The 23121-nt window shown below is 30.4% G+C and carries 29 protein-coding genes; all 29 read left to right on the forward strand.

Annotation, left to right across the window (positions count from 1 at the left end; genetic code table 11):
- Positions 1-295: 295 nt before the first annotated feature.
- The 29 genes from glpX (at position 296) to I2A66_RS13920 (ending at position 23035) form a co-directional block, all read left to right on the forward strand.
- A complete protein-coding gene (gene glpX / locus I2A66_RS13780; RefSeq protein WP_122640622.1) occupies positions 296-1297 on the forward strand; it encodes a class II fructose-bisphosphatase in 1002 nt (333 codons plus the stop codon).
- Between the two features lie 296 nt (positions 1298-1593).
- Complete coding sequence (rho, locus tag I2A66_RS13785) at positions 1594-3159, forward strand: transcription termination factor Rho (RefSeq protein ID WP_122640620.1); 1566 nt, start codon at positions 1594-1596, stop codon at positions 3157-3159.
- A 116-nt stretch (positions 3160-3275) separates the two neighbouring features.
- On the forward strand, positions 3276-3476 hold the full coding sequence (gene rpmE, locus I2A66_RS13790; RefSeq protein WP_122640708.1) for a 50S ribosomal protein L31: 201 nt from the start codon (positions 3276-3278) through the stop codon (positions 3474-3476).
- A 63-nt stretch (positions 3477-3539) separates the two neighbouring features.
- Entirely contained in the window at positions 3540-4115 is a 576-nt protein-coding gene (locus I2A66_RS13795; protein WP_122640618.1) for a thymidine kinase, read from the forward strand.
- A 112-nt stretch (positions 4116-4227) separates the two neighbouring features.
- A complete protein-coding gene (locus I2A66_RS13800; RefSeq protein WP_122640617.1) occupies positions 4228-5130 on the forward strand; it encodes a DUF1385 domain-containing protein in 903 nt (300 codons plus the stop codon).
- A gap of 12 nt (positions 5131-5142) precedes the next feature.
- Positions 5143-5994, forward strand: a complete 852-nt coding sequence (prmC, locus tag I2A66_RS13805; RefSeq protein WP_122640615.1) for a peptide chain release factor N(5)-glutamine methyltransferase — start codon at positions 5143-5145, stop codon at positions 5992-5994.
- Positions 5995-6036: 42 nt separating this feature from the next.
- On the forward strand, positions 6037-7101 hold the full coding sequence (gene prfA / locus I2A66_RS13810; RefSeq protein WP_122640613.1) for a peptide chain release factor 1: 1065 nt from the start codon (positions 6037-6039) through the stop codon (positions 7099-7101).
- A gap of 98 nt (positions 7102-7199) precedes the next feature.
- Positions 7200-7880, forward strand: a complete 681-nt coding sequence (locus I2A66_RS13815; RefSeq protein WP_122640611.1) for a ZIP family metal transporter — start codon at positions 7200-7202, stop codon at positions 7878-7880.
- 25 nt (positions 7881-7905) lie between these two features.
- A complete protein-coding gene (locus I2A66_RS13820) occupies positions 7906-8946 on the forward strand; it encodes an L-threonylcarbamoyladenylate synthase (RefSeq protein WP_122640609.1) in 1041 nt (346 codons plus the stop codon).
- 169 nt (positions 8947-9115) lie between these two features.
- Positions 9116-9568 carry a ribose 5-phosphate isomerase B gene (gene rpiB, locus I2A66_RS13825; protein WP_122640607.1) on the forward strand — a complete coding sequence of 151 codons (453 nt, stop codon included), beginning with the start codon at positions 9116-9118 and terminating at the stop codon, positions 9566-9568.
- Positions 9569-9581: 13 nt separating this feature from the next.
- Positions 9582-10211 (forward strand): uracil phosphoribosyltransferase, encoded by a 630-nt coding sequence (gene upp / locus I2A66_RS13830; RefSeq protein ID WP_122640605.1) that lies wholly within the window; start codon positions 9582-9584, stop codon positions 10209-10211.
- A gap of 417 nt (positions 10212-10628) precedes the next feature.
- Entirely contained in the window at positions 10629-10856 is a 228-nt protein-coding gene (locus tag I2A66_RS13835; RefSeq protein WP_122640603.1) for an AtpZ/AtpI family protein, read from the forward strand.
- A gap of 4 nt (positions 10857-10860) precedes the next feature.
- The gene (locus I2A66_RS13840) at positions 10861-11250 is read left to right on the forward strand and encodes an ATP synthase subunit I (protein ID WP_122640601.1); all 390 of its coding nucleotides are present in this window, start codon (positions 10861-10863) and stop codon (positions 11248-11250) included.
- A gap of 1 nt (position 11251) precedes the next feature.
- On the forward strand, positions 11252-11953 hold the full coding sequence (gene atpB, locus I2A66_RS13845; RefSeq protein WP_122640599.1) for a F0F1 ATP synthase subunit A: 702 nt from the start codon (positions 11252-11254) through the stop codon (positions 11951-11953).
- A gap of 94 nt (positions 11954-12047) precedes the next feature.
- A complete protein-coding gene (gene atpE / locus I2A66_RS13850; RefSeq protein ID WP_122640707.1) occupies positions 12048-12293 on the forward strand; it encodes an ATP synthase F0 subunit C in 246 nt (81 codons plus the stop codon).
- A gap of 103 nt (positions 12294-12396) precedes the next feature.
- On the forward strand, positions 12397-12897 hold the full coding sequence (atpF, locus tag I2A66_RS13855) for a F0F1 ATP synthase subunit B (RefSeq protein ID WP_147516787.1): 501 nt from the start codon (positions 12397-12399) through the stop codon (positions 12895-12897).
- A complete protein-coding gene (locus I2A66_RS13860; RefSeq protein ID WP_122640595.1) occupies positions 12894-13436 on the forward strand; it encodes a F0F1 ATP synthase subunit delta in 543 nt (180 codons plus the stop codon). Before atpF ends, I2A66_RS13860 begins: the two co-directional genes overlap by 4 nt.
- 15 nt (positions 13437-13451) lie before the next feature.
- Positions 13452-14954 (forward strand): F0F1 ATP synthase subunit alpha, encoded by a 1503-nt coding sequence (gene atpA, locus I2A66_RS13865; protein ID WP_122640593.1) that lies wholly within the window; start codon positions 13452-13454, stop codon positions 14952-14954.
- A 26-nt stretch (positions 14955-14980) separates the two neighbouring features.
- Positions 14981-15844 (forward strand): ATP synthase F1 subunit gamma, encoded by an 864-nt coding sequence (atpG, locus tag I2A66_RS13870; protein WP_122640592.1) that lies wholly within the window; start codon positions 14981-14983, stop codon positions 15842-15844.
- Positions 15845-15856: 12 nt separating this feature from the next.
- Entirely contained in the window at positions 15857-17251 is a 1395-nt protein-coding gene (gene atpD, locus I2A66_RS13875) for a F0F1 ATP synthase subunit beta (protein WP_122640590.1), read from the forward strand.
- A 2-nt stretch (positions 17252-17253) separates the two neighbouring features.
- Positions 17254-17514 carry an ATP synthase F1 subunit epsilon gene (gene atpC / locus I2A66_RS13880; RefSeq protein WP_122640589.1) on the forward strand — a complete coding sequence of 87 codons (261 nt, stop codon included), beginning with the start codon at positions 17254-17256 and terminating at the stop codon, positions 17512-17514.
- A 266-nt stretch (positions 17515-17780) separates the two neighbouring features.
- Positions 17781-18161 carry a holo-ACP synthase gene (gene acpS, locus I2A66_RS13885; RefSeq protein WP_122640588.1) on the forward strand — a complete coding sequence of 127 codons (381 nt, stop codon included), beginning with the start codon at positions 17781-17783 and terminating at the stop codon, positions 18159-18161.
- 4 nt (positions 18162-18165) lie between these two features.
- A complete protein-coding gene (locus tag I2A66_RS13890; RefSeq protein ID WP_122640587.1) occupies positions 18166-18627 on the forward strand; it encodes a CBS domain-containing protein in 462 nt (153 codons plus the stop codon).
- 20 nt (positions 18628-18647) lie between these two features.
- Positions 18648-19247, forward strand: coding sequence for a germination lipoprotein GerS (gene gerS, locus I2A66_RS13895; RefSeq protein ID WP_122640585.1), 600 nt, complete (start codon positions 18648-18650; stop codon positions 19245-19247).
- Positions 19248-19259: 12 nt separating this feature from the next.
- The gene (alr, locus tag I2A66_RS13900; RefSeq protein ID WP_122640584.1) at positions 19260-20420 is read left to right on the forward strand and encodes an alanine racemase; all 1161 of its coding nucleotides are present in this window, start codon (positions 19260-19262) and stop codon (positions 20418-20420) included.
- A 30-nt stretch (positions 20421-20450) separates the two neighbouring features.
- Entirely contained in the window at positions 20451-20732 is a 282-nt protein-coding gene (locus I2A66_RS13905) for a ribbon-helix-helix protein, CopG family (RefSeq protein WP_122640583.1), read from the forward strand.
- Positions 20725-21090 (forward strand): type II toxin-antitoxin system PemK/MazF family toxin, encoded by a 366-nt coding sequence (locus I2A66_RS13910; protein WP_122640582.1) that lies wholly within the window; start codon positions 20725-20727, stop codon positions 21088-21090. Before I2A66_RS13905 ends, I2A66_RS13910 begins: the two co-directional genes overlap by 8 nt.
- Positions 21091-21285: 195 nt before the next feature.
- The gene (locus I2A66_RS13915) at positions 21286-22113 is read left to right on the forward strand and encodes a transketolase (RefSeq protein ID WP_122640581.1); all 828 of its coding nucleotides are present in this window, start codon (positions 21286-21288) and stop codon (positions 22111-22113) included.
- Positions 22106-23035, forward strand: coding sequence for a transketolase family protein (locus tag I2A66_RS13920; protein WP_122640580.1), 930 nt, complete (start codon positions 22106-22108; stop codon positions 23033-23035). Before I2A66_RS13915 ends, I2A66_RS13920 begins: the two co-directional genes overlap by 8 nt.
- Positions 23036-23121: the final 86 nt, after the last annotated feature.

Below are 23121 nucleotides of genomic sequence, written 5' to 3' on the forward strand. Positions count from 1 at the left end.
TAATAGCAATAACAATAGTAGTGGCTTTAGTATCTACGAGTGTAGTAAGTGTAATAGGTATGATAGCTGGATTCTAGCATTAGTGTTATAAATAACTAAAAGTAGCTATATATATATAATTTTATTTAAATTATATATATAGCTACTTTTAGTTTGATAAAAATGATTAGTGTGTTATATATTTTAAAAAATTTTAACAATAGTATGACAAAAACAAAGAAAAAATGATGTATATTTACTAAAATATGAATATAATGTATAATTTTTAGTGAATATAACTAAGGAGTGTCGTATTATGGATAGAAATTTGGCGTTGGAGTTAGTAAGAGTAACAGAAGCTGCGGCTTTAGTTTCTTCTAAATTTATGGGAAGAGGAGACAAAAATGGTGCAGATGGTGCAGCTGTTGAAGCTATGAGAAGAGCTTTTGAATCTATAAAAATAAGTGGTGAAGTTGTTATAGGTGAAGGTGAGCTCGATGAAGCACCTATGCTTTATATAGGGGAGAAAGTTGGTTTACAAACTGACGACTGTAAGGAAGTAGATATAGCTGTTGATCCATTGGAGGGAACAACTCTAATAGCTAAGGGGCTTCCTAATGCAATATCGGTAATAGCTATGGGTGCGAAAGGCAGTTTACTAAATGCACCTGATACGTATATGAAAAAGATTATAGTTGGGCCAAGAGCAAAAGGAGCTATAGACTTAAATAAAAGTGCAGAGGAAAATATAATATCTGTTGCAAATGCTTTAGGTAAGAAGACTTCTGAAATGACTATAATAACTCAAGATAGAGAAAGACATGATTATATAGTTCAAGCAGCTAGAAAGTTAGGAGCAAGAATAAAGGTATTTAGTGATGGTGATGTTGCAGCAGGAATAGCAACTTGTTTTGAAGATACAGGAATAGATATGCTTATGGGAATCGGTGGAGGTCCAGAAGGTGTAATAACAGCAGCTGCTGTTAAATGTATGGGAGGAGATATGCAAGGGCAAATATATCCTCTAAGTGATCAAGAAATAAATAGATGTTATGAGATGGGATTCTCTGATGATGATATAAATAGAGTATTATATATAGATGATTTAGCAAAGGGAGATGATTTATTCTTCGCTGCTACAGGTATTACTCAAGGAGATTTATTAAAGGGAGTAACTCCTATAGGTAATAATAAAGCTAAAACTCAATCTGTAGTTATGAGAGGAAAAACAGGTACTATAAGGTTTGTAGATGCAATTCATAACTTAGATAAAAATGATATACTAGTTGATTTAATGAAAAAATATAATATGGACTAAAATTATAGGTTAGGATGTCTTATATAGATATCTTAACCTTTTTAATTTGTAGCATATTTAAGAAAAATAGAATATAATATTATTATGTATTAATTTTAACATGAAGGTAAATAAATAATAAAATTTATTAAAATAGGTATTCTAATATTATTTATTGACCATAATATAACAATAATGATATTATTAATTTAATTATTTTAATGAACTTTTCTTTTTCACACCTTTAATTTCCGATTGAATATAAATTAAAAAAACAAAATGAAATATAAGTTATACATGAGGAGGATTTTTTTAACTTGAATAATTTAACGATAGAAGAATTAAATAGTAAAACTCTAACACAATTAAGAGAGATAGCTAAAGAACTAGATATAAAATCAGTTAGTAAATACAAAAAAGGTGAATTAGTTGAAATTATAAATGAAAATGTAATAAAAGATACAATCAAGAGTGAAAAAAAGGATGAAATTAAGTCTGAATATAAATATACAAATGTAAAGAGTCAAGATACTTCTGAAATAGCAAACAAATCTGAAAAAACTTATGTTAAGCCATATACTAAAGTTGAAAATCAAAGTAGTGGAAGATATGTAGATTCTAAAAATCTAAGAACGGAAAATAGAACTCAAAATAATGAGTATACTAGAGTTCAAGGTGTTGATAATAGACAATCTAGAAGTTATAGCAATAATAAGTCTTACTATACTCCTAAAGTAGTTGAAGAATCAAAGATAATAGATGAATTCAATACATCTAAGGAAGACGAAGTAATGGGAGTACTTGAAATATTACCAGATGGATTTGGATTCTTAAGGGGTTCAAACTATTTATCTACAGAAGATGATGTTTATGTTTCACCATCTCAGATAAGAAGATTTAATATGAAAACGGGAGATAAAGTAAAGGGAATAACTAGACATCCTAAAAGCGGTGAAAAGTTTAGAGCTCTTTTATATGTTCAAAAAATAAATGATGAAAAACCAGAGACTGCTATACAAAGAAAGTCTTTCGAAACTCTAACTCCAATATATCCTGAAGAAAAGCTAACTTTAGAAAAAAGCCAAAGTGAAATAGCAACAAGACTTATAGATTTAATATCACCAATAGGTAAAGGACAAAGAGGATTAATAGTTGCTCCACCAAAGGCTGGTAAAACTATGCTTCTTAAAAATGTAGCAAATAGCATAGTTAAAAATCATCCAAATGTAGAGTTAATAGTTCTTCTTATAGATGAAAGGCCTGAAGAAGTTACAGACATGAAGGAATCAATTAATGGGGATGTTATTTATTCTACTTTTGATCAAGTATCAAGTCATCATGTTAAGGTTGCAGAAATGGTATTAAATAGAGCACAAAGATTAGTCGAGCATGGAAAAGATGTTGTAATATTACTAGATAGTATAACTAGACTTGCTAGAGCATATAACTTAACAATATCTCCTACAGGAAGAACTTTATCAGGAGGTATTGACCCTGGAGCATTACATGGTCCGAAAAAATTCTTTGGTGCAGCAAGAAATATAAGACAAGGTGGTTCATTGACAATACTTGCAACTGCTTTAGTAGAAACTGGATCTAGAATGGATGATGTAATATTTGAAGAATTCAAAGGTACGGGTAATATGGAACTACATTTAGATAGAAAACTTGCTGAGAAGAGAATATTCCCAGCAGTGGATATATACAAGTCAGGAACTAGAAGAGAAGACTTATTACTTACAGAAGAAGAAAAGACAGCTCTTTGGAGATTAAGAAGAGAAATGAGTAATAATTCTGTTATGGAAGTTACAGATAAAGTTATAGAATTACTAAAAAGAACAAAGAATAATGATGAGTTTGTTAAATCAATAAAAGCACTTTAAAGTAATTCAAAAACTCCTTGTACCACAAAAAAACTTGTGTTATAATGGTGTAGTTGATAATGTAAATGAAAAATTAATATAATTAATTTTAAAAATTAAGAGAAGAGGTGACAATGATGCAAAAAGATATACAACCAAAATACGATGTTATCGAAGTAAGCTGTGCATGTGGAAACAAGTTCATGGCTGGTTCAACTAACGATGAAATAAAAGTTGAAATATGTTCAGAATGCCATCCATTCTATACAGGAAAGCAAAAGAATATAGAAAAAGGTGGAAGAATCGACAAATTCAAGAAGAGATTCAAAATGGACTAATTTTTATAAAAATGGAGTTGGGAATAGCCAACTCCTATTTTATTGTAATAGGGGGTTCTAAGAATGTATAGACCGATAAATCATGGTTATATAGAAGCTGTAATTGGACCAATGTACAGCGGGAAAAGTGAAGAGCTTATAAGAAGATTAAAAAGAGCTAGAATAGCAAAACAAAATGTTTTAGTATTTAAACCTAAAATAGATGATAGATATAGCAAAGAAGACGTAGTTTCGCATAGTGGAGAAAGTATAGATGCAACACCTATAAATAAAGCTAGTGAAATTTATGATTATATAGATGATAAAGTTCAAGTTGTAGGAATTGATGAAGTTCAGTTCTTTGATGCAGAAATAGTAAATATAGCTGTAGATTTAGCTAATAAAGGTATTAGAGTTATAGCAGCTGGCTTAGATATGGATTTCAAAGGTGAGCCTTTTGGACCGACTCCAAGATTATTAGCTGTAGCTGAATTTGTTGATAAGATACAAGCTGTATGCTCAGTTTGTGGCCAACCAGCCACTAGATCTCAAAGATTAATAAATGGAGAGCCTGCTAAGTATGATGATCCAATCATTCAAGTTGGAGCAGTTGAAAGTTATGAGGCTAGATGTAGAAAGTGTCACGTAGTATATAAGTAAATACTAATTTAACAATATATCCCTTTAGAGTAATATAAAATTTACTTTAAAGGGTGTTTTTATATTATAATAAATTATAAGAAAAAACTTTAAATTAGTTAAGAGGTGAACTATGAGTAATCAGACTGTTGGGGGTCAAGCTTTAATTGAAGGCGTAATGATGCAATCAAAACAAAAAAGAGCTATAGCTGTTAGAAAAGCAGATGGAGAAATTGTAATAAAGAAAAATAAAATAAAAAGTTGGATAAGTGAAAAAAAAATAGATAAAATTCCATTTATTAGAGGTACATTTATATTGATTGAAAATATGATTGAAGGTATAAATAGTTTAAATTATTCTTCTGAATTTTTTATGGATGAAGATGAAGATGAAGAGGAAGATAAATTTGATTTATTTTTAAAAAGAATATTTAAGGATAAAGTAAATGATGTAATTGTAGGAATATCTATGATATTAGCACTAATATTATCAGTAGGGTTATTTGTATTAACTCCTACATTTTTAGGAGGGTTATTTTCCAATATTATTTCGAATAAGGTTATTTTAAATTTAATAGAGGGAATAATTAGAATACTGATACTGTTTGCTTATATTGTTATAATTTCAAAAAATAAGGATATAGAAAGAACTTTTCAGTATCATGGAGCAGAACATAAGGCTGTATATTGTTATGAGAATAACTTAGAACTTACAGTAGAAAATGCAAGAAAATTTACAACATTACATCCTAGGTGTGGAACTAACTTTTTATTTATAGTGATGTCTACATCGATAATTTTATTTTCATTTTTTGGATGGCCAAATCCATTAATAAGAGTGATTATGAGAATAATATGTATACCAATAGTAGCAGGAATATCTTATGAAATAATAAGATTTCTTGGGAAATATAATAATAAATTAACTAAATTTGTTGCTTATCCAGGAATGATGTTACAAAAATTTACAACAAAAGAACCAGATGATTTACAACTAGAGGTTGCACTTGCGGCATTAAAAGCTGTTGTAAAGTAAGAGGGAGCAGTTATGACAATAAAAGATATAATTATAAAGTACTCAAAGGAATTAGAAACTATAAGTGATACACCTAGACTAGATGTCGAAATATTATTAGAAAAAGCACTTGGTAATGTAGATAATCTTTATATAAGATTAAATTTAAATAAAGAAGTTACTAAAGACGAAGAAGAATTATTTAAAAATCTTGTAGAAGATAGAATAAAAGGAAGACCGATTGCTTATATAGTTGGGAATAGAGAGTTTATGGGATTAGACTTTTATGTAAAAGAAGGAGTGTTAATACCTAGACCAGATACAGAACCATTAGTAGAAGAGTTAATAGAGCTTTGTAGTGATGAAAAACAATTAAACATATTGGATATAGGGACTGGATCTGGTGCAATAACTATAAGTTTAGCTAAATACTTGCCTAGTTCAAATGTCACATCATTTGATATGTATGATGTACCATTAGAGGTTGGAAAGATAAATGCTATAAATAATAATGTTGATGATAGAGTAACATTTATTAAATCAGATTTATTTAGCGCTATAGAAAATACAGATACTCAGTTTGATGTAATCGTATCAAATCCACCATATATACCAAAGAAGGATATAGAAACTCTACATATACAAGTAAAAGACTATGAACCATATACTGCCCTAGAAGGAGGAGAAGATGGTTTAGATTTTTATAGAGAAATAACAGAGCAGTCAAGAAAGTATTTAAAAGAAAATGGGATCCTTGCATATGAGGTAGGGCATGATCAAGCTCAGGCTGTTTCAGAAATTATGAGAGATAATGGGTATAATAAAATATATACAAAGAAAGACTTACAAGGTATCGAGAGAGTTGTTATAGGTTATAAACTATGATATAATGAAAAATTGATATGCTACAATTAAAGAGGTGAAAGTATGTTACAGAAATTAGCAGTACTAGAAGATAAATATAAAGAATTAACTGAAAAGATAAGTGATCCAGAGATAATCAATGATCAAAAAGTTTGGCAAAAGTATATGAAGGAACATTCAGACTTAGAGCCGATTATAATGAAATTCAGAGAGTACCAATCAGTTTTAAACACTATAAAAGAGTCTAAGGAAATATTACAAGAAGAATCAGATGAAGAATTAAGAGAATTAGCTAAAATGGAATTATCAGAGATGGAAGCTCAAGTAGAACCATTAGAAGCTGAATTAAAAATATTATTATTACCTAAGGACCCTAATGATGAAAAGAACGTTATAGTTGAGGTTAGAGGTGGAGCAGGTGGAGATGAGGCAGCTCTATTTGCTGGAGATTTATTCAGAATGTATTCAAGATACGCTGAAAGAAGAAGATGGAAAATTGAATTATTAAGTGCTAGTGATACTGGTGTTGGTGGATATAAAGAAGTATCTTTCTTAATAAAAGGTAAAGGAGCATATTCAAGATTAAAATATGAATCAGGAGTTCATAGAGTTCAAAGAATACCTGCAACTGAATCTGGAGGAAGAATACATACATCAACAGCAACTGTTGCTGTATTACCAGAGGTTGAAACAGTAGAAGTAAATATAAATCCAAATGATTTAAGAATAGACGTGTTCCGTTCATCAGGAAATGGTGGGCAAAGTGTTAATACTACTGACTCTGCAGTTAGAATAACTCATATACCTACAGGTGAAGTAGTATCTTGTCAAGATGGTAAGTCACAATTAAAGAATAAAGAACAAGCTTTAAAAATATTAGTCGCAAGACTTAATGATAAAGCAATAGCTGAACAAAATAAAGAAATATCAGCTGAAAGAAAGAGTCAGGTAGGTACAGGAGACAGATCTGAAAGAATAAGAACTTACAACTTCCCTCAAGGTAGAGTAAGTGATCATAGAATAAATTTAACATTATATAAGTTAGATCAATTCTTAGATGGAGACATAGATGAAATGATAGATGCTCTTATAACAGTTGATCAAACTGAAAAAATGTCTGCAATATAAATCCCTAATATTTAGGGATTTTTCTATAGCTACTTTAGTTATGTTATAGGGGTGTACTGTATATAATTATTATATAACAGTACAAGGGGGATAGAGAATTGATATTAAAAATAACTTTAATTGGTTTACTTGCAGGAGTTATGGGGACTGGCCTTGGTGGTTTAATCTCGGCGATTTTTAAGAAAAAAGTGGACAAATATATAGATTTTTTTATGGGGTTATCTGGTGGAATAATGCTTGCTGTTGTTGTATTTGACCTTATGAAAGAATCTATGGAAGTTATGGGGGTTATTCAAACTGTTATTTTTACATTCTTAGGTGTAATAATAACTATGATAATTAAATCTAAATTAGATGTATCTAGTGATATGAAGTCTGGTTATTTAATCTTTTTTAGTATATTACTACATAACTTACCGGAAGGGTTAGCAATAGGTTCTTCATTTATGTCAAAAGAATCTCTTGGAATGACACTAGCGATTGTTATTGGAATACATAATGTACCAGAAGGATTAGCTACAGCATTGAGTTTGGTTGGAAGTAAAATGAAAATTACAAAGGTGATTTTATTTACTGTAATAGCCGGAATACCTATGGGGGTAGGAAGTTTTTTAGGTGCTTATTTTGGAGGAATATTTAGTTCTCTTATAGGTGTGTTTCTTGCAACAGCAGCAGGTACAATGATGTATGTTGTTTTAGAAGAGATATTTCCTAAATCAAGAAGCCTGTATTGTATAATTGGATTTTTAGTAGGTACACTAATTGTATATTGCATCTAAATTAAGACAAAGGTAGGTATGCTAAATGAAAACTATCATAAGTGAAATTGACGAAAATAATATAGATATTAATGAAATAAGAAAACAAGCAAAATTTTTAAAACAAGGAAAAACAGTAATATTTCCTACAGAGACAGTTTATGGTCTAGGAGCAAATGCATTAGACGATAGTGCTGTAAAAAAAATATATGAAGCAAAAGGAAGACCTAGTGATAATCCTCTTATAGTACATATTTGTGATAAGAAAGATGTATATGATTTAGCGGATAATGTAAGTGAGAAAGCTAAAATAGTAATGGATGCTTTTTGGCCAGGTCCAATAACTATAGTTTTAAATAAGAAGGATATAGTACCTAAAACTACTAGTGGTGGATTAGAAACTGTTGCTATAAGGATGCCATCTCATAAAATAGCTCAAGCTATAATAAAAGAAGCTGGAGTACCGATAGCAGCACCTTCAGCTAATATATCAGGTAGACCATCTCCTACAAAAGGAAATCATGTAAAAGAGGAGATGTATGGTAGAGTAAGTGGGATAATATTAGGAGGAGATTGTGATTTTGGACTAGAATCTACTGTTTTAGATATGACTGAAAGAATACCTATGATTCTTAGACCTGGAAGTATAACAAAAGAAGAATTGGAAAAATTAATTGGAGAAGTAGATTTAGATCCATCTTTAGAAAAGAAAGAAGATAATGATAAAGCGAAAGCTCCAGGAATGAAGTATACTCATTACTCTCCTAATGCAGATGTTTATATAGTGTCAGGAAAAGAAGAAGATGTAGTAAAAAAAATTAACGATTTAATTGAAGAAAACACGAATAATGAATTAAGAACTGGAGTCATGTGTTTAAATAAAAATAAGTCTAAATATAGAGGAATAGTGATAGGTTTAGGTGATAACTTAGATGAGGTTGGAACTAACTTATTTAGTACTTTAATAGAAATGGATAAGAATAATGTAGATAAAATTTATTCTGAAGAATTTCCTAATAGCGGGGTAGGAAGAGCTATCATGAACAGGTTGCTTAAATCAGCCGGATATAAAGTTATAAAAGTATAGTTTCAATATTAAAACTATATGAAAAATACTAGTAAAATTTAGCTTTATTTAATATAATATCATAAGAACAAAAAATGGTGAATGTTTTAAATTTTGAATAAAAATAAATTCGCTATTTTGATACATAATACAAAATATACATAATACATAATGCGGAGGATAATATAACATGAAAATTGGATTAGGGTGTGATCATGGAGGATATAACCTAAAAATAGAAATTAAGAATCATTTAGAATCAAAAGGGATAGAATGTATAGACTATGGCACAAATAATGACACTGAATCAGTAGACTATCCATTCTATGGAGAAGAAGTTGCCAATGCAGTAGTAAATAAAGATGTAGATTATGGAATAGTTTGTTGTGGTACAGGTATAGGAATATCACTAGCGGCAAACAAAGTTCCTGGTATAAGATGTGCAGTTGTATCAGATGTATTTTCAGCAAAAATGTCAAAAGCTCATAACAATGCAAATATGTTATCTTTAGGTGAAAGAGTTTTAGGTAGGGGACTTGCTATAGAAATAGTAGATGCTTGGATTAATACAGAGTTTGAAGGTGATAGACACTCTAGAAGAGTTGATATGATAAATAAGATAGAAGAAAAGCATAATAAATAGGAGGCATTATAAAATGAGTAAAGTAATAGTAACAGATCATCCATTAATACAACATAAATTAACTTTAATGAGAGATGTAAACACAGGGTCAAAGGATTTTAGACAACTTCTAACAGAAATAACAATGCTAATGGGATATGAAATAACAAGAAACTTACCATTAGAAGATGTAGAAGTAGAAACTCCAGTAACTAAAGCTACATTTAAATCTTTACAAGGTAAGAAGTTGGGAATAGTGCCTATACTAAGAGCAGGACTTGGGATGGTAGATGGATTAGTAAGTTTAATGCCAGCAGCTAAGATAGGTCATGTTGGGTTATACAGAGATCCTGAAACTTTACAGCCAGTTGAGTACTACTGTAAACTTCCTCAAGATATAAATGAGAGGGAAATGTTAGTTGTAGATCCTATGCTAGCTACAGGTGGTTCTGCTGTTGCGGCTATAGATGTATTAAAAGCAAAAGGTGCAAATAATATAAAGTTAGTTAACTTAGTTGCAGCTCCAGAAGGTATAGAAGAAGTTAAAAAATATCATCCTGATGTAGACATATATGTAGCAGCTATAGATGAAAAGTTAAATGATCATGGATATATAGTTCCAGGATTAGGTGATGCTGGGGATAGATTATTCGGTACTAAATAATAATTTTAATATAGGGGGGAGGTATAAATTAAATTTAAACCTGCCCTTTTTATAGTGTTTTTTATGTGTACTTGTATTATATTAAGTACAATGGATATAAGAGTTTTAAAAATAAAACAAATAAAACAAATTGCTATAAAAAAATAGTTAATTTGCAAAAAGAATTGTATTTTGTAAAAAATATGGTAAAATTAATTTAACGAAAACATTTGCAAAAAAATTAACAAAATGATAATTATACAATTAAAAATCTATTAAATCTTTAAAAGCGATTTTAATTGACTGAGTCAATTGATGAAATTTGATACAAATTGTTAAAGAAATAGTAGAATTGCAATAGTATGTTGATGATGTCAATAATTGTCGTATAATGTTGATAAAGTCAATGGAAATGTGTATTAGAAAGAGGAAGATTTAATGGGTAAGAAAAATACATATATAGAAGTTGCAAAAATGCTATCCTTAATAAGTCAGTTAGGTATTATGATGATAATATCTATATTGGGTACTTTTTTTGTTGGTAGATTTATAGATAACTTAATTAATACCAAACCAATATTTACATTAATATTTTTAGTGATAGGTGTTGGTGGAGCGTTTTTATCTGTATACAAAACAGTTATTGGATACACAAAAAGGAAGTGATCATTTGGATATTAGGTTACAAGAAGAAATAAAAAACATAAATAAAGGAGTTATTATATATGATGTTGTAATAACTATAGGGTTAATACTGACGTCTATGCTTAATGGTAGTATGATGCTTGGTTTGATACTAGGTACTATAGTGGCATTGATGAACTTTACAATGTTAGCAAAAACTATTGAAAAGTCAGTTGAGATGTCTCCTAATGGTGCTAAACTTTATGCATCAAGTCAGTATTTTGTGAGAATGATTATAATAGCAATAGTGCTATTTGTAACAGTAAAGTCTCAAAAATTACATTTAATAGGTGTTCTGTTAGGTCTAATAGGACCAAAGATAGTAATCTTATCAAGGAATATACTATTTAATAAATTAAAAAGAAAGGAGTTATAGGATGAATTATGCAAGATGGATAGAGTTTGGTAACTTCAGAATAAGTACTACAGTTACAACTAGTTGGTTAATAATAGTATTATTAGCTATAACATCATATTTTTTAACTAGAAATCTTAAAAAAGTTCCAACTAGTAAAGTACAAATATTTCTAGAGTATGCCGTTACAACTCTTTTAAACTTAGTAAAGTCTACTATGGGTGAAGAAGCAGTTAGAAAGATGCCTAATATGGTTCCTTACATAGGAAGTTTGTTTATATTTTTTGTATGTTCGAATCTAATAGGTTTGCTAGGATTTAGATCACCTACAACTGATTTAGACACAACAATAGCATTTTCATTAATAACAGTATTTCTAATTTACTATAGTGGAGTTAAGGCAAAAGGAATAGCATATTTCAAGGGATTAGCTGAGCCGGTTGCTATAATGTTACCTATGAACATTGTCAGTGAAATAGCAAGACCTATTTCATTATCATTCCGTCCATTCGGTAATATATTAGGTGGGGCAGTTATAATGTCTCTTGTATATCAATTCTTAGGATTTTTATCAGGTTTAATACCTGGTATAACAATATCAGTGTTCCAATTTGCTATACCAGTTCCACTACATCTGTACTTTGATTTATTCTCAGGTGTATTACAAGCATTCATATTTGTAATGTTAACTATGGTATTTGTTGGAAATGCAGCAGAAGCTTAATTAACAACAATAAAGTTTTATTAAAAAGTTTTATTTAAAAATAAAAAATAATAAAGGATAATTTTAGGAGGTATTTATAATGCAAGATTATACAATGGCACAAGCAATAATAGCAGCAGGGTGTGCAGTAGGTGCAGGTTTAGCTGCTATAGCAGGGATAGGACCAGGGATAGGACAAGGATTCGCAGCTGGTAAAGGTACTGAAGCAGTAGGAAATCAACCAGAAGCAAAAGGTGACATAATGTCTACAATGCTTTTAGGATGTGCGGTAGCAGAGTCTACAGGTATATATGGGCTAGTTATAGCTATAATTCTTATATTTGCTAATCCATGGTTATAAGGTAAATCTTCAAGCAGAAGATATGATTTTACATTTTTAATTAGGAGATGGTTAACCATCTCCTAATTAAAAATTCTGATTAGCAGAAAGGAGGAATTGAAAAATGGCAGATAAGGACTTGATAGGAATAACGAGTGACCTTGTATTTCAACTTATAAATACAGGTTTAGTATTCATCTTATTAAGAAAACTATTATTTAAGCCTGTATTAGGAATAATTGAGGCGAGAGAAAAAGATATACAAGATAATTTAGCAAAAGGTGAATTAGCTAAAAATCAAGGTATAGCTTTAAAAACAGAGTACGAAGAAAAAGTAAGTCGTGCCAAAGATGAAGGTCAAGAAATAATAAGACAAGCAACTTTAAGAGCAGAGCAAAAGTCTACAGAAATAATATCTGAAGCTAAATCTGAAGCGACTAGCATAAAAGAGAAGGCTACTAAGGATATTGAACAAGAAAGACAAAAAGTTATGAATGAAATTAAAGATGATATCTCTAACATAGCTTTACTTGCTGCATCTAAAGTTATTGAAAAAGATATAGATAAAAATAAGCATGAAGAGTTAATCAATGATTTTATAAAAGAGGTGGGCGAATCTAAATGATAAATGTAATAGCAAGTAGATATGCTGAAGCCTTATTTCAAGTAGGAGAAGAAGAAAAATTAACAGATAAGCTTTATACAGAATTAAGCGAAATTGTGAATTTATTTGAAAGTAACTCTGAATTATTTTCAATTTTAAAATCTCCTGTAATTTCAAAGAATGAAAAGATAAGTATTATTGAAAATATATTTGAAAATAAAATAAATATCAATGTTAAAAACTTTTTAAAGATACTTGTAGAAAAAAATAGAATTTCATTTGTAAAAGATATAGCTTCTTCGTATAAAGAGCTATTAAATGAAAAGAATAACGTGTTAGAGGGAGTTGCAATAACTGCAATTCAAATGAGTAAAGAAGAAATTAAAAAGCTAGAAGAAAAGCTTTCTCAAAAATATAATAAAAATGTTACTTTAGAGAATCAAGTTGATAAATCTATTTTAGGTGGAGTCTTAGTAAGACTTGGAAATGAAGAAATAGATGGAACTGTAAAAACTCGTTTAAATAAAGTTAAAGAACAACTATCTCAAGTAATATCTTAGGAGGGCGGTGAACCCATGAACTTAAGACCCGAAGAAATAAGTTCTATAATAAAGCAACAAATAAAAAATTATGAAAATAAAATTGAATTAACAGATACAGGTAGCGTATTAAAAGTAGGAGATGGTATCGCAACTGTATATGGATTAGATAAAGTTATGTCAAGTGAACTTTTAGAGTTCCCAGGTCAAGTATATGGTATGGCTCTTAACCTTGAAGAAGGTGTAGTTGGTGCCGTTATATTTGGTGATGATACAGGAATAAAAGAAGGTGACATAGTTAAGAGAACTGGAAAAATAGTTGAAGTTCCAGTTGGTGAAGCTATGATAGGTAGAGTTGTAAGTCCATTAGGATTACCTATAGATGGTAAAGGACCTATAAACACTAATAAAACTAGACCTGTTGAATCTCCAGCTCCTGGTATAATGGAAAGAAAATCAGTTTGTGAACCATTACAAACTGGTATAAAAGCTATAGACTCAATGATACCAATAGGTAGAGGTCAAAGAGAGCTTGTAATAGGAGATAGACAAACAGGTAAAACTTCTATACTTATAGATACAATATTAAATCAAAAAGGTAAAGATGTTATATGTATATACGTAGCAATAGGACAAAAACGTTCTACAGTTGCTCAATTAGTTTCTACTCTTGAAAAAGGTGGAGCTATGGATTATACAATAGTAGTTTCAGCTACAGCATCTGAATCTGCACCACTTCAATACTTAGCACCTTATGCAGGAGCTGCAATGGGTGAAGAGTTCATGTTCAATGGAAAACATGTACTTATAGTATATGATGACTTAAGTAAGCAAGCAGTTGCATATAGAGAAATGTCATTATTACTTAGAAGACCACCAGGTCGTGAAGCTTATCCAGGGGATGTATTCTACTTACATTCAAGACTACTTGAAAGAGCAGCTAAGCTTTCTGATGATTTAGGTGGAGGATCTATGACTGCTTTACCAGTTATAGAAACTCAAGCAGGAGACGTTTCTGCATATATACCAACTAACGTTATATCTATAACAGATGGACAAATATACTTACAACCTGAATTATTCTACTCAGGAATAAGACCAGCAGTTGACCCTGGTATATCTGTTTCAAGGGTTGGTGGTAGTGCACAAATAAAAGCAATGAAAAAAGTTGCAGGTACATTAAAACTTGCATACTCTCAATATAGAGAACTTGCAGCATTCTCTCAATTTGGTTCTGACTTAGATGAAGATACTAAAAAGAGACTTGCTCAAGGTGAAAGAATCGTTGAAGTTCTAAAACAAGGAGAACATGATCCGATAAAGGTTGAACATCAAGTTATGATAATATTTGCTGTTATAAATAACTTCTTAGAAGATATACCAGTAAATAATATATCTAGATTTGAAAAAGAACTATATTCTTTCGTAGATAATAACTACCCAGATGTTTCTACAAAGATATTAGCTGGAGAAGATTTCTCTTCTGACTTAACAAACGCTATAAATCAATTTAAGAAAAAGTTTGTAGTTGAAGCGTAATCCTTTTTTAAAAGGAGGTAATTTAATTGGCAGGAGCAGGTATTAAAGAAATCAAGACTCGTATGATTAGTGTTGGAAGTACTAAGCAAATAACTAAGGCGATGGAACTTGTTGCATCGTCTAAGTTAAGAAAAGCTAAGGAAAGAGCTGAAAGTTCAAGACCGTACTTTACAACATTATATAATACTGTAAAAGATATATCTCAAGGTAGTAGAGGTATAAAAAGTGACTTTTTAAAACAAAGAGACGTTAAAAATAGATGTTATATAGTTGTTGCAGGAGATAGAGGATTAGCTGGAGGATACAATTCAAATGTATTAAAGGCTACAGTTGCTCATATGGATGGCAAACAAGAAAAAGTTATTTCTATAGGAAAAAAATCACATGAATTCTTTGAAAAAAGAGGATATGATTTAGTTTCATCAGTAGGAAGTGTTGAACATTGTGAATATGAAGACGCTTTAAAAATATCAAATAATGTAATGGAATTATATCAAAAAGGAGAAATTGATGAAGTATATATGTCTTATACAGAATTTGTATCTCCTTTAGTTCAAAATGTAAAGATAGTAAAATTACTGCCATTAGTATTTGATAATGAAACAAATGACAAAGAAAAAACTGTAAGAAAAGGTAGTGTACAGTATTTGCCATCAGCAGAAGCTGTTTTAGGCTATATAATACCTAAGTATATCTCTGGAACGATATATGGTGGAGTTATAGAATCTTTTGCATCTGAAAATGGTGCTAGAAGAACGGCAATGGAATCAGCTACAGACAATGCAGATGAAATGCTATCTGATTTAGAGTTGAAATACAACAGAGCGAGACAATCAGCAGTAACTCAAGAAATAACAGAGATAGTAGGTGGAGTTGAAGCTCTAAAATAAGGAGGTTAGGAAATGGCAAATGTAGGTAAAATAGTATCAATCGTAGGGGTTGTACTTGATGTTAAGTTTGATAGTGAAAATAGCCTACCTAACTTATTAAACGCGTTAGTTATAAAGTTAGGAGATAAAGAAATAGTTGCAGAAGTTGCACAACATATAGGTGATGATACAGTTAGATGTATTGCCATGAGTGCTACAGATGGATTAGTAAGAGGTATGGAAGCTGTAGATACAGGAAAACCTATAAGTGTTCCTGTTGGAGATGCTACTTTAGGAAGAATATTCAATGTTTTAGGTCAACCAGTTGATAATAAACCGGCACCAAAAGATGCACCGGAGCTTCCTATACATAGACAAGCGCCAAGCTTTGATGAAATAGAAAGTAGTGCAGAAATACTTGAAACAGGTATAAAAGTTGTTGACTTATTATGCCCATACTTAAAAGGTGGTAAAATAGGTCTGTTCGGAGGAGCTGGAGTTGGTAAAACAGTTCTTATACAAGAGCTTATCAACAATATAGCTAAGCAACACGGTGGTATATCAGTATTCGCAGGTGTTGGAGAAAGAACAAGAGAAGGTAATGACCTTTACCATGAAATGGCTGACTCTGGGGTTATAAATAAAACAGCTCTAGTATTCGGACAAATGAATGAGCCACCAGGAGCAAGAATGAGGGTTGCACTTAGTGGTCTTACAATGGCTGAACACTTTAGAGATGAGCAAGGTCAAGATGTTTTATTATTCGTAGATAATATATTCCGTTTCACACAAGCAGGTTCAGAAGTTTCAGCACTTCTTGGACGTATGCCATCAGCAGTTGGATATCAACCAACACTTGCTACAGAAATGGGTAACTTACAAGAAAGAATAACATCAACTAAGAAGGGGTCTATAACATCTGTTCAAGCAGTTTATGTACCAGCGGATGACTTAACTGACCCAGCACCAGCTACAACATTCACACACTTAGATGCTAAGACAGTTTTATCAAGACAAATAGCATCACTTGGTATATATCCAGCAGTTGATCCATTAGAGTCTACTTCAAGAGTTCTTGATCCAGGTATAGTAGGTAAAGATCATTATGAAGTTGCAAGAGGAGTACAATCAATACTTCAAAGATACAATGAACTTCAAGATATAATAGCGATACTTGGTATGGATGAATTATCTGATGAAGATAAGGTAATAGTTGCTCGTGCTAGAAAGATACAAAGATTCCTTTCTCAATCATTTACGGTTGCAGAGCAATTTACAGGTATACCAGGTACTTATGTACCAGTAAAAGAAACTGTTAGAGGTTTCAAGGAGATACTTGAAGGTAAGCATGATAATTTACCAGAATCAGCATTCTTATTCGTAGGAACTATAGAAGAGGCTGTTGCAAAGGCGAAGGAGAGTAGATAACTATGGCAAGTGAATTTTCACTAGAAGTTGTAACTCCTGAGAAAATATTCTATCATGATAATGTAGAAATGGTTATAACAAGAACTACACAAGGTGATAGAGGGATATTAAAAAATCATAGACCATTTGTAGCAGGATTAGTTGAAGGTACTCTTCGTGTTAAGAAGAATGGAAATTTTAAAGAAGCTAAAATATCAGGTGGATTTATTACAGTAGATAAAGAAAAAACTACTATATTAACTGAATCGGCCGAGTGGTTATAATATAAAGCTACTACTGACATGAGAATTATTACACCCCAGTAAGTTAAATTCTCATAATCAGTAGTAGTTTTTTGTTTTTATAAAAGTATATAATCTTGAACCACACTAATAATAAAACTTATATACTGTGGTTCTTTTTATTTATAAATAAAACAAATATAATTTATCGTATAATGAATGAACGGATTTAAATTTTTAATATAAGTATTTGTATATAATAATATAATCGTAATACAATAATATTAAGATGAGGTTTGGAGGACATTATGAACATATTAGGTATTGGTGTGGATATAGTTGAAATAGATAGAATTAAAGAAGCTATCGATAAGAATGATAAATTCTTAGATAGATTATTTACAGATAAAGAAATAGAGTATTTCAAAAGTAAAAATTTAAAGATGGAAACTATTGCTGGCAATTTTTCAGCTAAGGAAGCAGTAAGTAAATCTATAGGTACTGGAATTAGAAATTTTAAATTTAAAGATATTGAAATAGTTAGAGATTCTTTAGGAAAACCTATAGTAAAAACATATAATAATTTACAGCAGATTTGCATAGATTATAATGTTTTAGAAATAAAAGTATCAATATCTCATAGTGAAAAATATGCAGTGGCAAATGCTATTGTTATAGCTAAGGAGTGATAAGATGAATAATAAAAAAGCAAAAGATATTATGACAACTGATGTAATTGTTGCAAAAAAGGGTGATACTATATCTAAAGTGGCAAATATACTTATATCGGGTAAAATTGGAGGAATGCCAGTAGTTGATGATGATAACAAAGTAATCGGTGTTATTTCTGAGACAGATATAATTAAAAAAGAGAAAAAGGCACACTCTACTCCTTTTATAAACGTATTAGAAGGTATCATCTTTTTAGATAATTTTAATAAGATGGAAAAAGATTTAAAGGAAATTTCAGCATATAAAGTAGAAGATTTAATGTCTACTAATATAATAACTGTAAATGAGGATGATACTTTCGATAATATAGCAAATCTAATGATAAATAAATCTATCAATAGAGTGCCTGTAGTTGATAAAGAAAATAAATTAAAAGGAATAATTTGCAGATACGATATAATAAGAGCCATGTATAATGAATAAACTTTAATAGGAGTGATTTTGTGAGACGCAAATGGATGACATTAATTTTATTAACAGGTTGTGTACTTATAAGTTGCATAGGTTGCCAAGATAAAGAGTATACAAAGGAAGAAATCTATGAGAAGTTTCAAGAGCAAGTTTTAAAGATAGAATCTTATACATGTACAGCTGAACTTAAAGTTGTAGGAAACAAAGGTGAGAGTAGTTATACTATAAAGGAAAGTTATAATAAACCAGATAATTATAGGTTAGAAATAATATCTCCTAAAAATTTGAAAGGCCAAACTATAGAATATAACGATAAAAAAATTACTATTAAAAATGTAGATGTTAATGATTCTATAGATTTTCCAAACAAAAGTAAAAATATGCAATATTTATTTATAGGTGATTTTATAAAAAGTTATTTACAATCTGAAAATAATGAAGAGTTAGCTATTAATATGTCAAATGAGTATTTAGAGTTAGAAAGTAAAATAAAAGGAGACGATAAATACTTTAATAAACAAAAACTTTATATAAATTTAAAGGATAAAAACCCTGATAAAATGGAAATTATAGACAAAGAAGGAAATATTAGATTTACAGTTGAGTATAAAAATTTCGAATATAAAAAATAAGGGGACGAAGGTATGAGTAAACAAACTATTGCCCCTACATGGGCGGAGATAAATCTAGATAACATAAAATTTAACTTAAATAATATAAAAAAAATATTAAATGAAGATACTAAAATTTGTGGAGTAGTTAAAGCTAATGCATATGGTCATGGTGCAGTGGAAGTTGCAAAATTATTACAAAGAGAGAAGGTAGATTACTTAGCGGTTGCTAGATTAGAAGAAGGTATAGAGCTTAGACAAAATGATATAAAGCTACCTATACTTTGCTTAGGATATATTCCAGAAGAGTGTATAGATTTTGCTTTAAAAAATAAAATCTATATGACTGTGTATTCCTTAGATATGGCTAAAAAAATAAATGAGATAGCTAAAAGTATGGATATACAAGCGAACATTCATATAAAGATAGATACGGGTATGTCGCGTATAGGATTTAAACCTGATGAAATATCTATTAGTGAAATCGAATCTATTAGTAAGATGAGGTATATAAGAATAGAAGGAATATATACTCACTTTGCAAAAGCTGATGAAGAAGATAAAGAGTATACTTATCTTCAAGCAAAAAGATATAACTATATTGTAAATGAGCTTGATAAAAGGAATGTAAATATACCTATAAAACATACTTCTAATAGTGCCGCTATAATGGAGTTGCTTGATTTAGAATTTAATATGGTTAGATGTGGAATAATACTATATGGACATTACCCATCTGATGAAGTTAATAAAAAAAATATAGAACTTAAACCATCTATGAAGTTAAAATCTAGAATTGCATATTTGAAAGAAGTGGATTCTGGAGTTGGAATAAGTTACGGATGGAAATATAAAACCAATGGAAAAGAAAAAATAGCAACTATACCTATTGGATATGCCGACGGGTTTACTAGAATACAAAGAAATCCTAAGGTATATATAAAAAATATTGCTTTTGATGTAGTAGGAAGAATATGTATGGATCAATGTATGGTAAAAATAGATAAAGATATAGACATAAAAATTGGTGATGAGGTTATAATATTTGGAGAAGGCGATGCAACGGTAGAAGCAATTGCGAAAGATATAGATACCATAAATTATGAGATTCTATGTATGATATCAAGGCGTATTGAACGTGTATATATGGAAAGAAATGCAATTTTACATTCAACCAGTTATTTGGTAAAATAAAAGGGATAGGATACTCTGGGAGGCGATTTTGTGCATAATAAGAGCAAGGAAAAAATTGTGTTTACTTTACCTGACTCTCTTATATCTGAAGTAGATCATATTGTTCAGATGGAAAATAGTAATAGAGAAGATTTTGCAAAAGCTGCTTTTCAATTCTATATAACTCAAAAGAAAAAAATTGACTTAAAAGAGTGTATGATTAAGGGTTATAAAGAAATGGGTCAAATAAACTTATCATTAGCTGAACTAGGTATGACGAATGAAGTATCTTCTGATGTCGATTCTGAAGGGAATATAGCTAAAGTTGAGTAATTCAAACTTAGAAATAAAAAGAGGAGACTTGTATTATGCAGATTTAAGCCCAGTTGTAGGTTCAGAACAAGGCGGAGTGAGGCCGGTTTTGATAATACAAAATGATATAGGGAATAAATATAGCCCGACAGTTATTATAGCTGCAATTACATCTCAAATCAATAAAGCTAAATTACCGACTCATATAGAGATAAGTGCCAATGAATATGGGCTTAACAAGGACTCTGTAATTCTCTTAGAACAAATAAGAACTATTGATAAAAAGAGAATAAGAGAAAAAATAGGTTGTCTAGATAATAACGTAATGTTAAAAGTAGATAATGGTCTTCAAATAAGTTTAGGGCTATTTAATATTTAAAATTATTGATATTAGTTTAAATATCAATAATTTTTTTTATTTATATGAGATAATTAGTTTTTTAGCACCAAGTAAAAAATAAATTTATTATATAAACATAGATTTTATTTTAAAAATAGAGTAAAAAATTGGTGAGAAGTGGTATAATAATATGAGATTGGTATAAAAATGTTTACAAACCAGGGAGGTAATTACATGAGAGACCATAAAGGATTAAATGAAATTACGCGTAGAATAAGAACAGATATAGTCTCTATGATACACGGAGCAAAATCAGGACATCCAGGAGGATCTTTATCAGCAGTTGAAATATTGACTGCACTTTACTTTGATGAAATGAATATAGATTCAACGAATCCAAAGATGGAAGATAGAGATAGATTTGTTTTATCTAAAGGACACGCTGCTCCAGTTTTATATGCAACTTTAGCTCAAAAAGGATATTTTGATAGAGAAGAGTTAAAGGGTTTAAGAAAAACAGGAAGAATGTTACAAGGACATCCAGATATGAAGGGAACTCCAGGTATTGAAATGTCAACAGGATCATTAGGTCAAGGATTCTCAGTAGCATGTGGAATGGCTATGGCATCTAAATTAGACAATGCTCCATGGAGAGTATATGCATTACTTGGAGATGGGGAGTGTCAAGAAGGGATAATTTGGGAAGCTGCAATGAGTGCTGCTCATTATAAATTAGATAATATGGTAGCCTTTTTAGATTATAATGGACTTCAAATAGATGGAAACACTGATAATGTAATGAGTCTAGGATCTATAGTAGACAAGTTCAAAGCTTTTGGATGGAATGTTATAGAAATAGATGGACACGATTTTGATCAAATATTTGCTGCACTTGATATGGCTAAATCAACTGTAGGTCAACCGACTATGATAGTTGCTAAAACTATAAAAGGAAAAGGTGTATCATTTATGGAGAACCAAGCTGGATGGCATGGAAATGCTCCTAGTGATGAACATTTAAGAATTGCTTTAGAGGAATTAGGAGGTGCTTTCCATGAGTAAGATTGCTACTAGAGATGCATATGGAAAAACATTATTAAAGTTAGGGGAAATATATGATAATGTTGTTGTTTTAGATGCTGATTTATCTAAATCAACAAAGACAAATGATTTTTCTAAAACATTCCCAAATAGATTTTTCAACATGGGGATAGCAGAGCAAAATTTAATAGGAGCAGCTTGTGGTTTAGCTACAGCTGGAAAAATTCCTTTTGCAAGTACATTTGCAATGTTTGCTACAGGTAGAGCATTTGAAGTTATAAGAAACTCAGTATGCTATCCTAAATTAAACGTGAAAATATGTGCTACTCATGCTGGTATAACAGTAGGAGAAGATGGAGCATCTCATGAAAGTATAGAAGATATAGCTATAATGAGAGCAATACCTAATATGACTGTAGTTGTTCCTGCTGATGGAATAGAAACAGAGAAGGTTATATTAGAAGCGGCTAAGTTTAATGGACCAATGTATGTTCGTCTTGGAAGAAGTGCAGTTCCAACTTTATTCAATGAGGATTATAAGTTTGAAATAGGAAAAGGAACAGTTCTTAGAGAAGGAAATGATGCTACAATAATAGCTTGCGGTATTATGGTTAATGAAGCGATATTAGCTCATGAAGAGCTAAAGTCTGAAGGTATAAATGTTAGAGTAATAAATATGTCTACAATTAAACCTATAGATAAAGAATTGATAATATCAGCAGCTAAAGAAACTAAGGCGATAATAACTGCTGAAGAACATAGTATAATGGGTGGATTAGGGTCTGCAGTAAGTGAGGTAGTATCTGAAGAATATCCAGTTAAGGTAAAAAGAGTTGGGGTTAAAGATGTATTTGGAGAGTCTGGAACACCATCTGAATTATTAAAGAAATATGGATTAACATCAAAAGATATAGTAGAATCAGTAAAGGATTCTTTAAAATAATAAAAAAGACTTTGTATATAAAATTATATGCAAAGTCTTTTTTATTGTAAATTTATTATAATAATAATCTTCTAATGCTTGGATTA

The organism is Romboutsia sp. 1001713B170207_170306_H8 (assembly GCF_015550495.1).
In the GTDB taxonomy this organism is placed as follows: Bacteria; Bacillota; Clostridia; order Peptostreptococcales; family Peptostreptococcaceae; genus Romboutsia_E.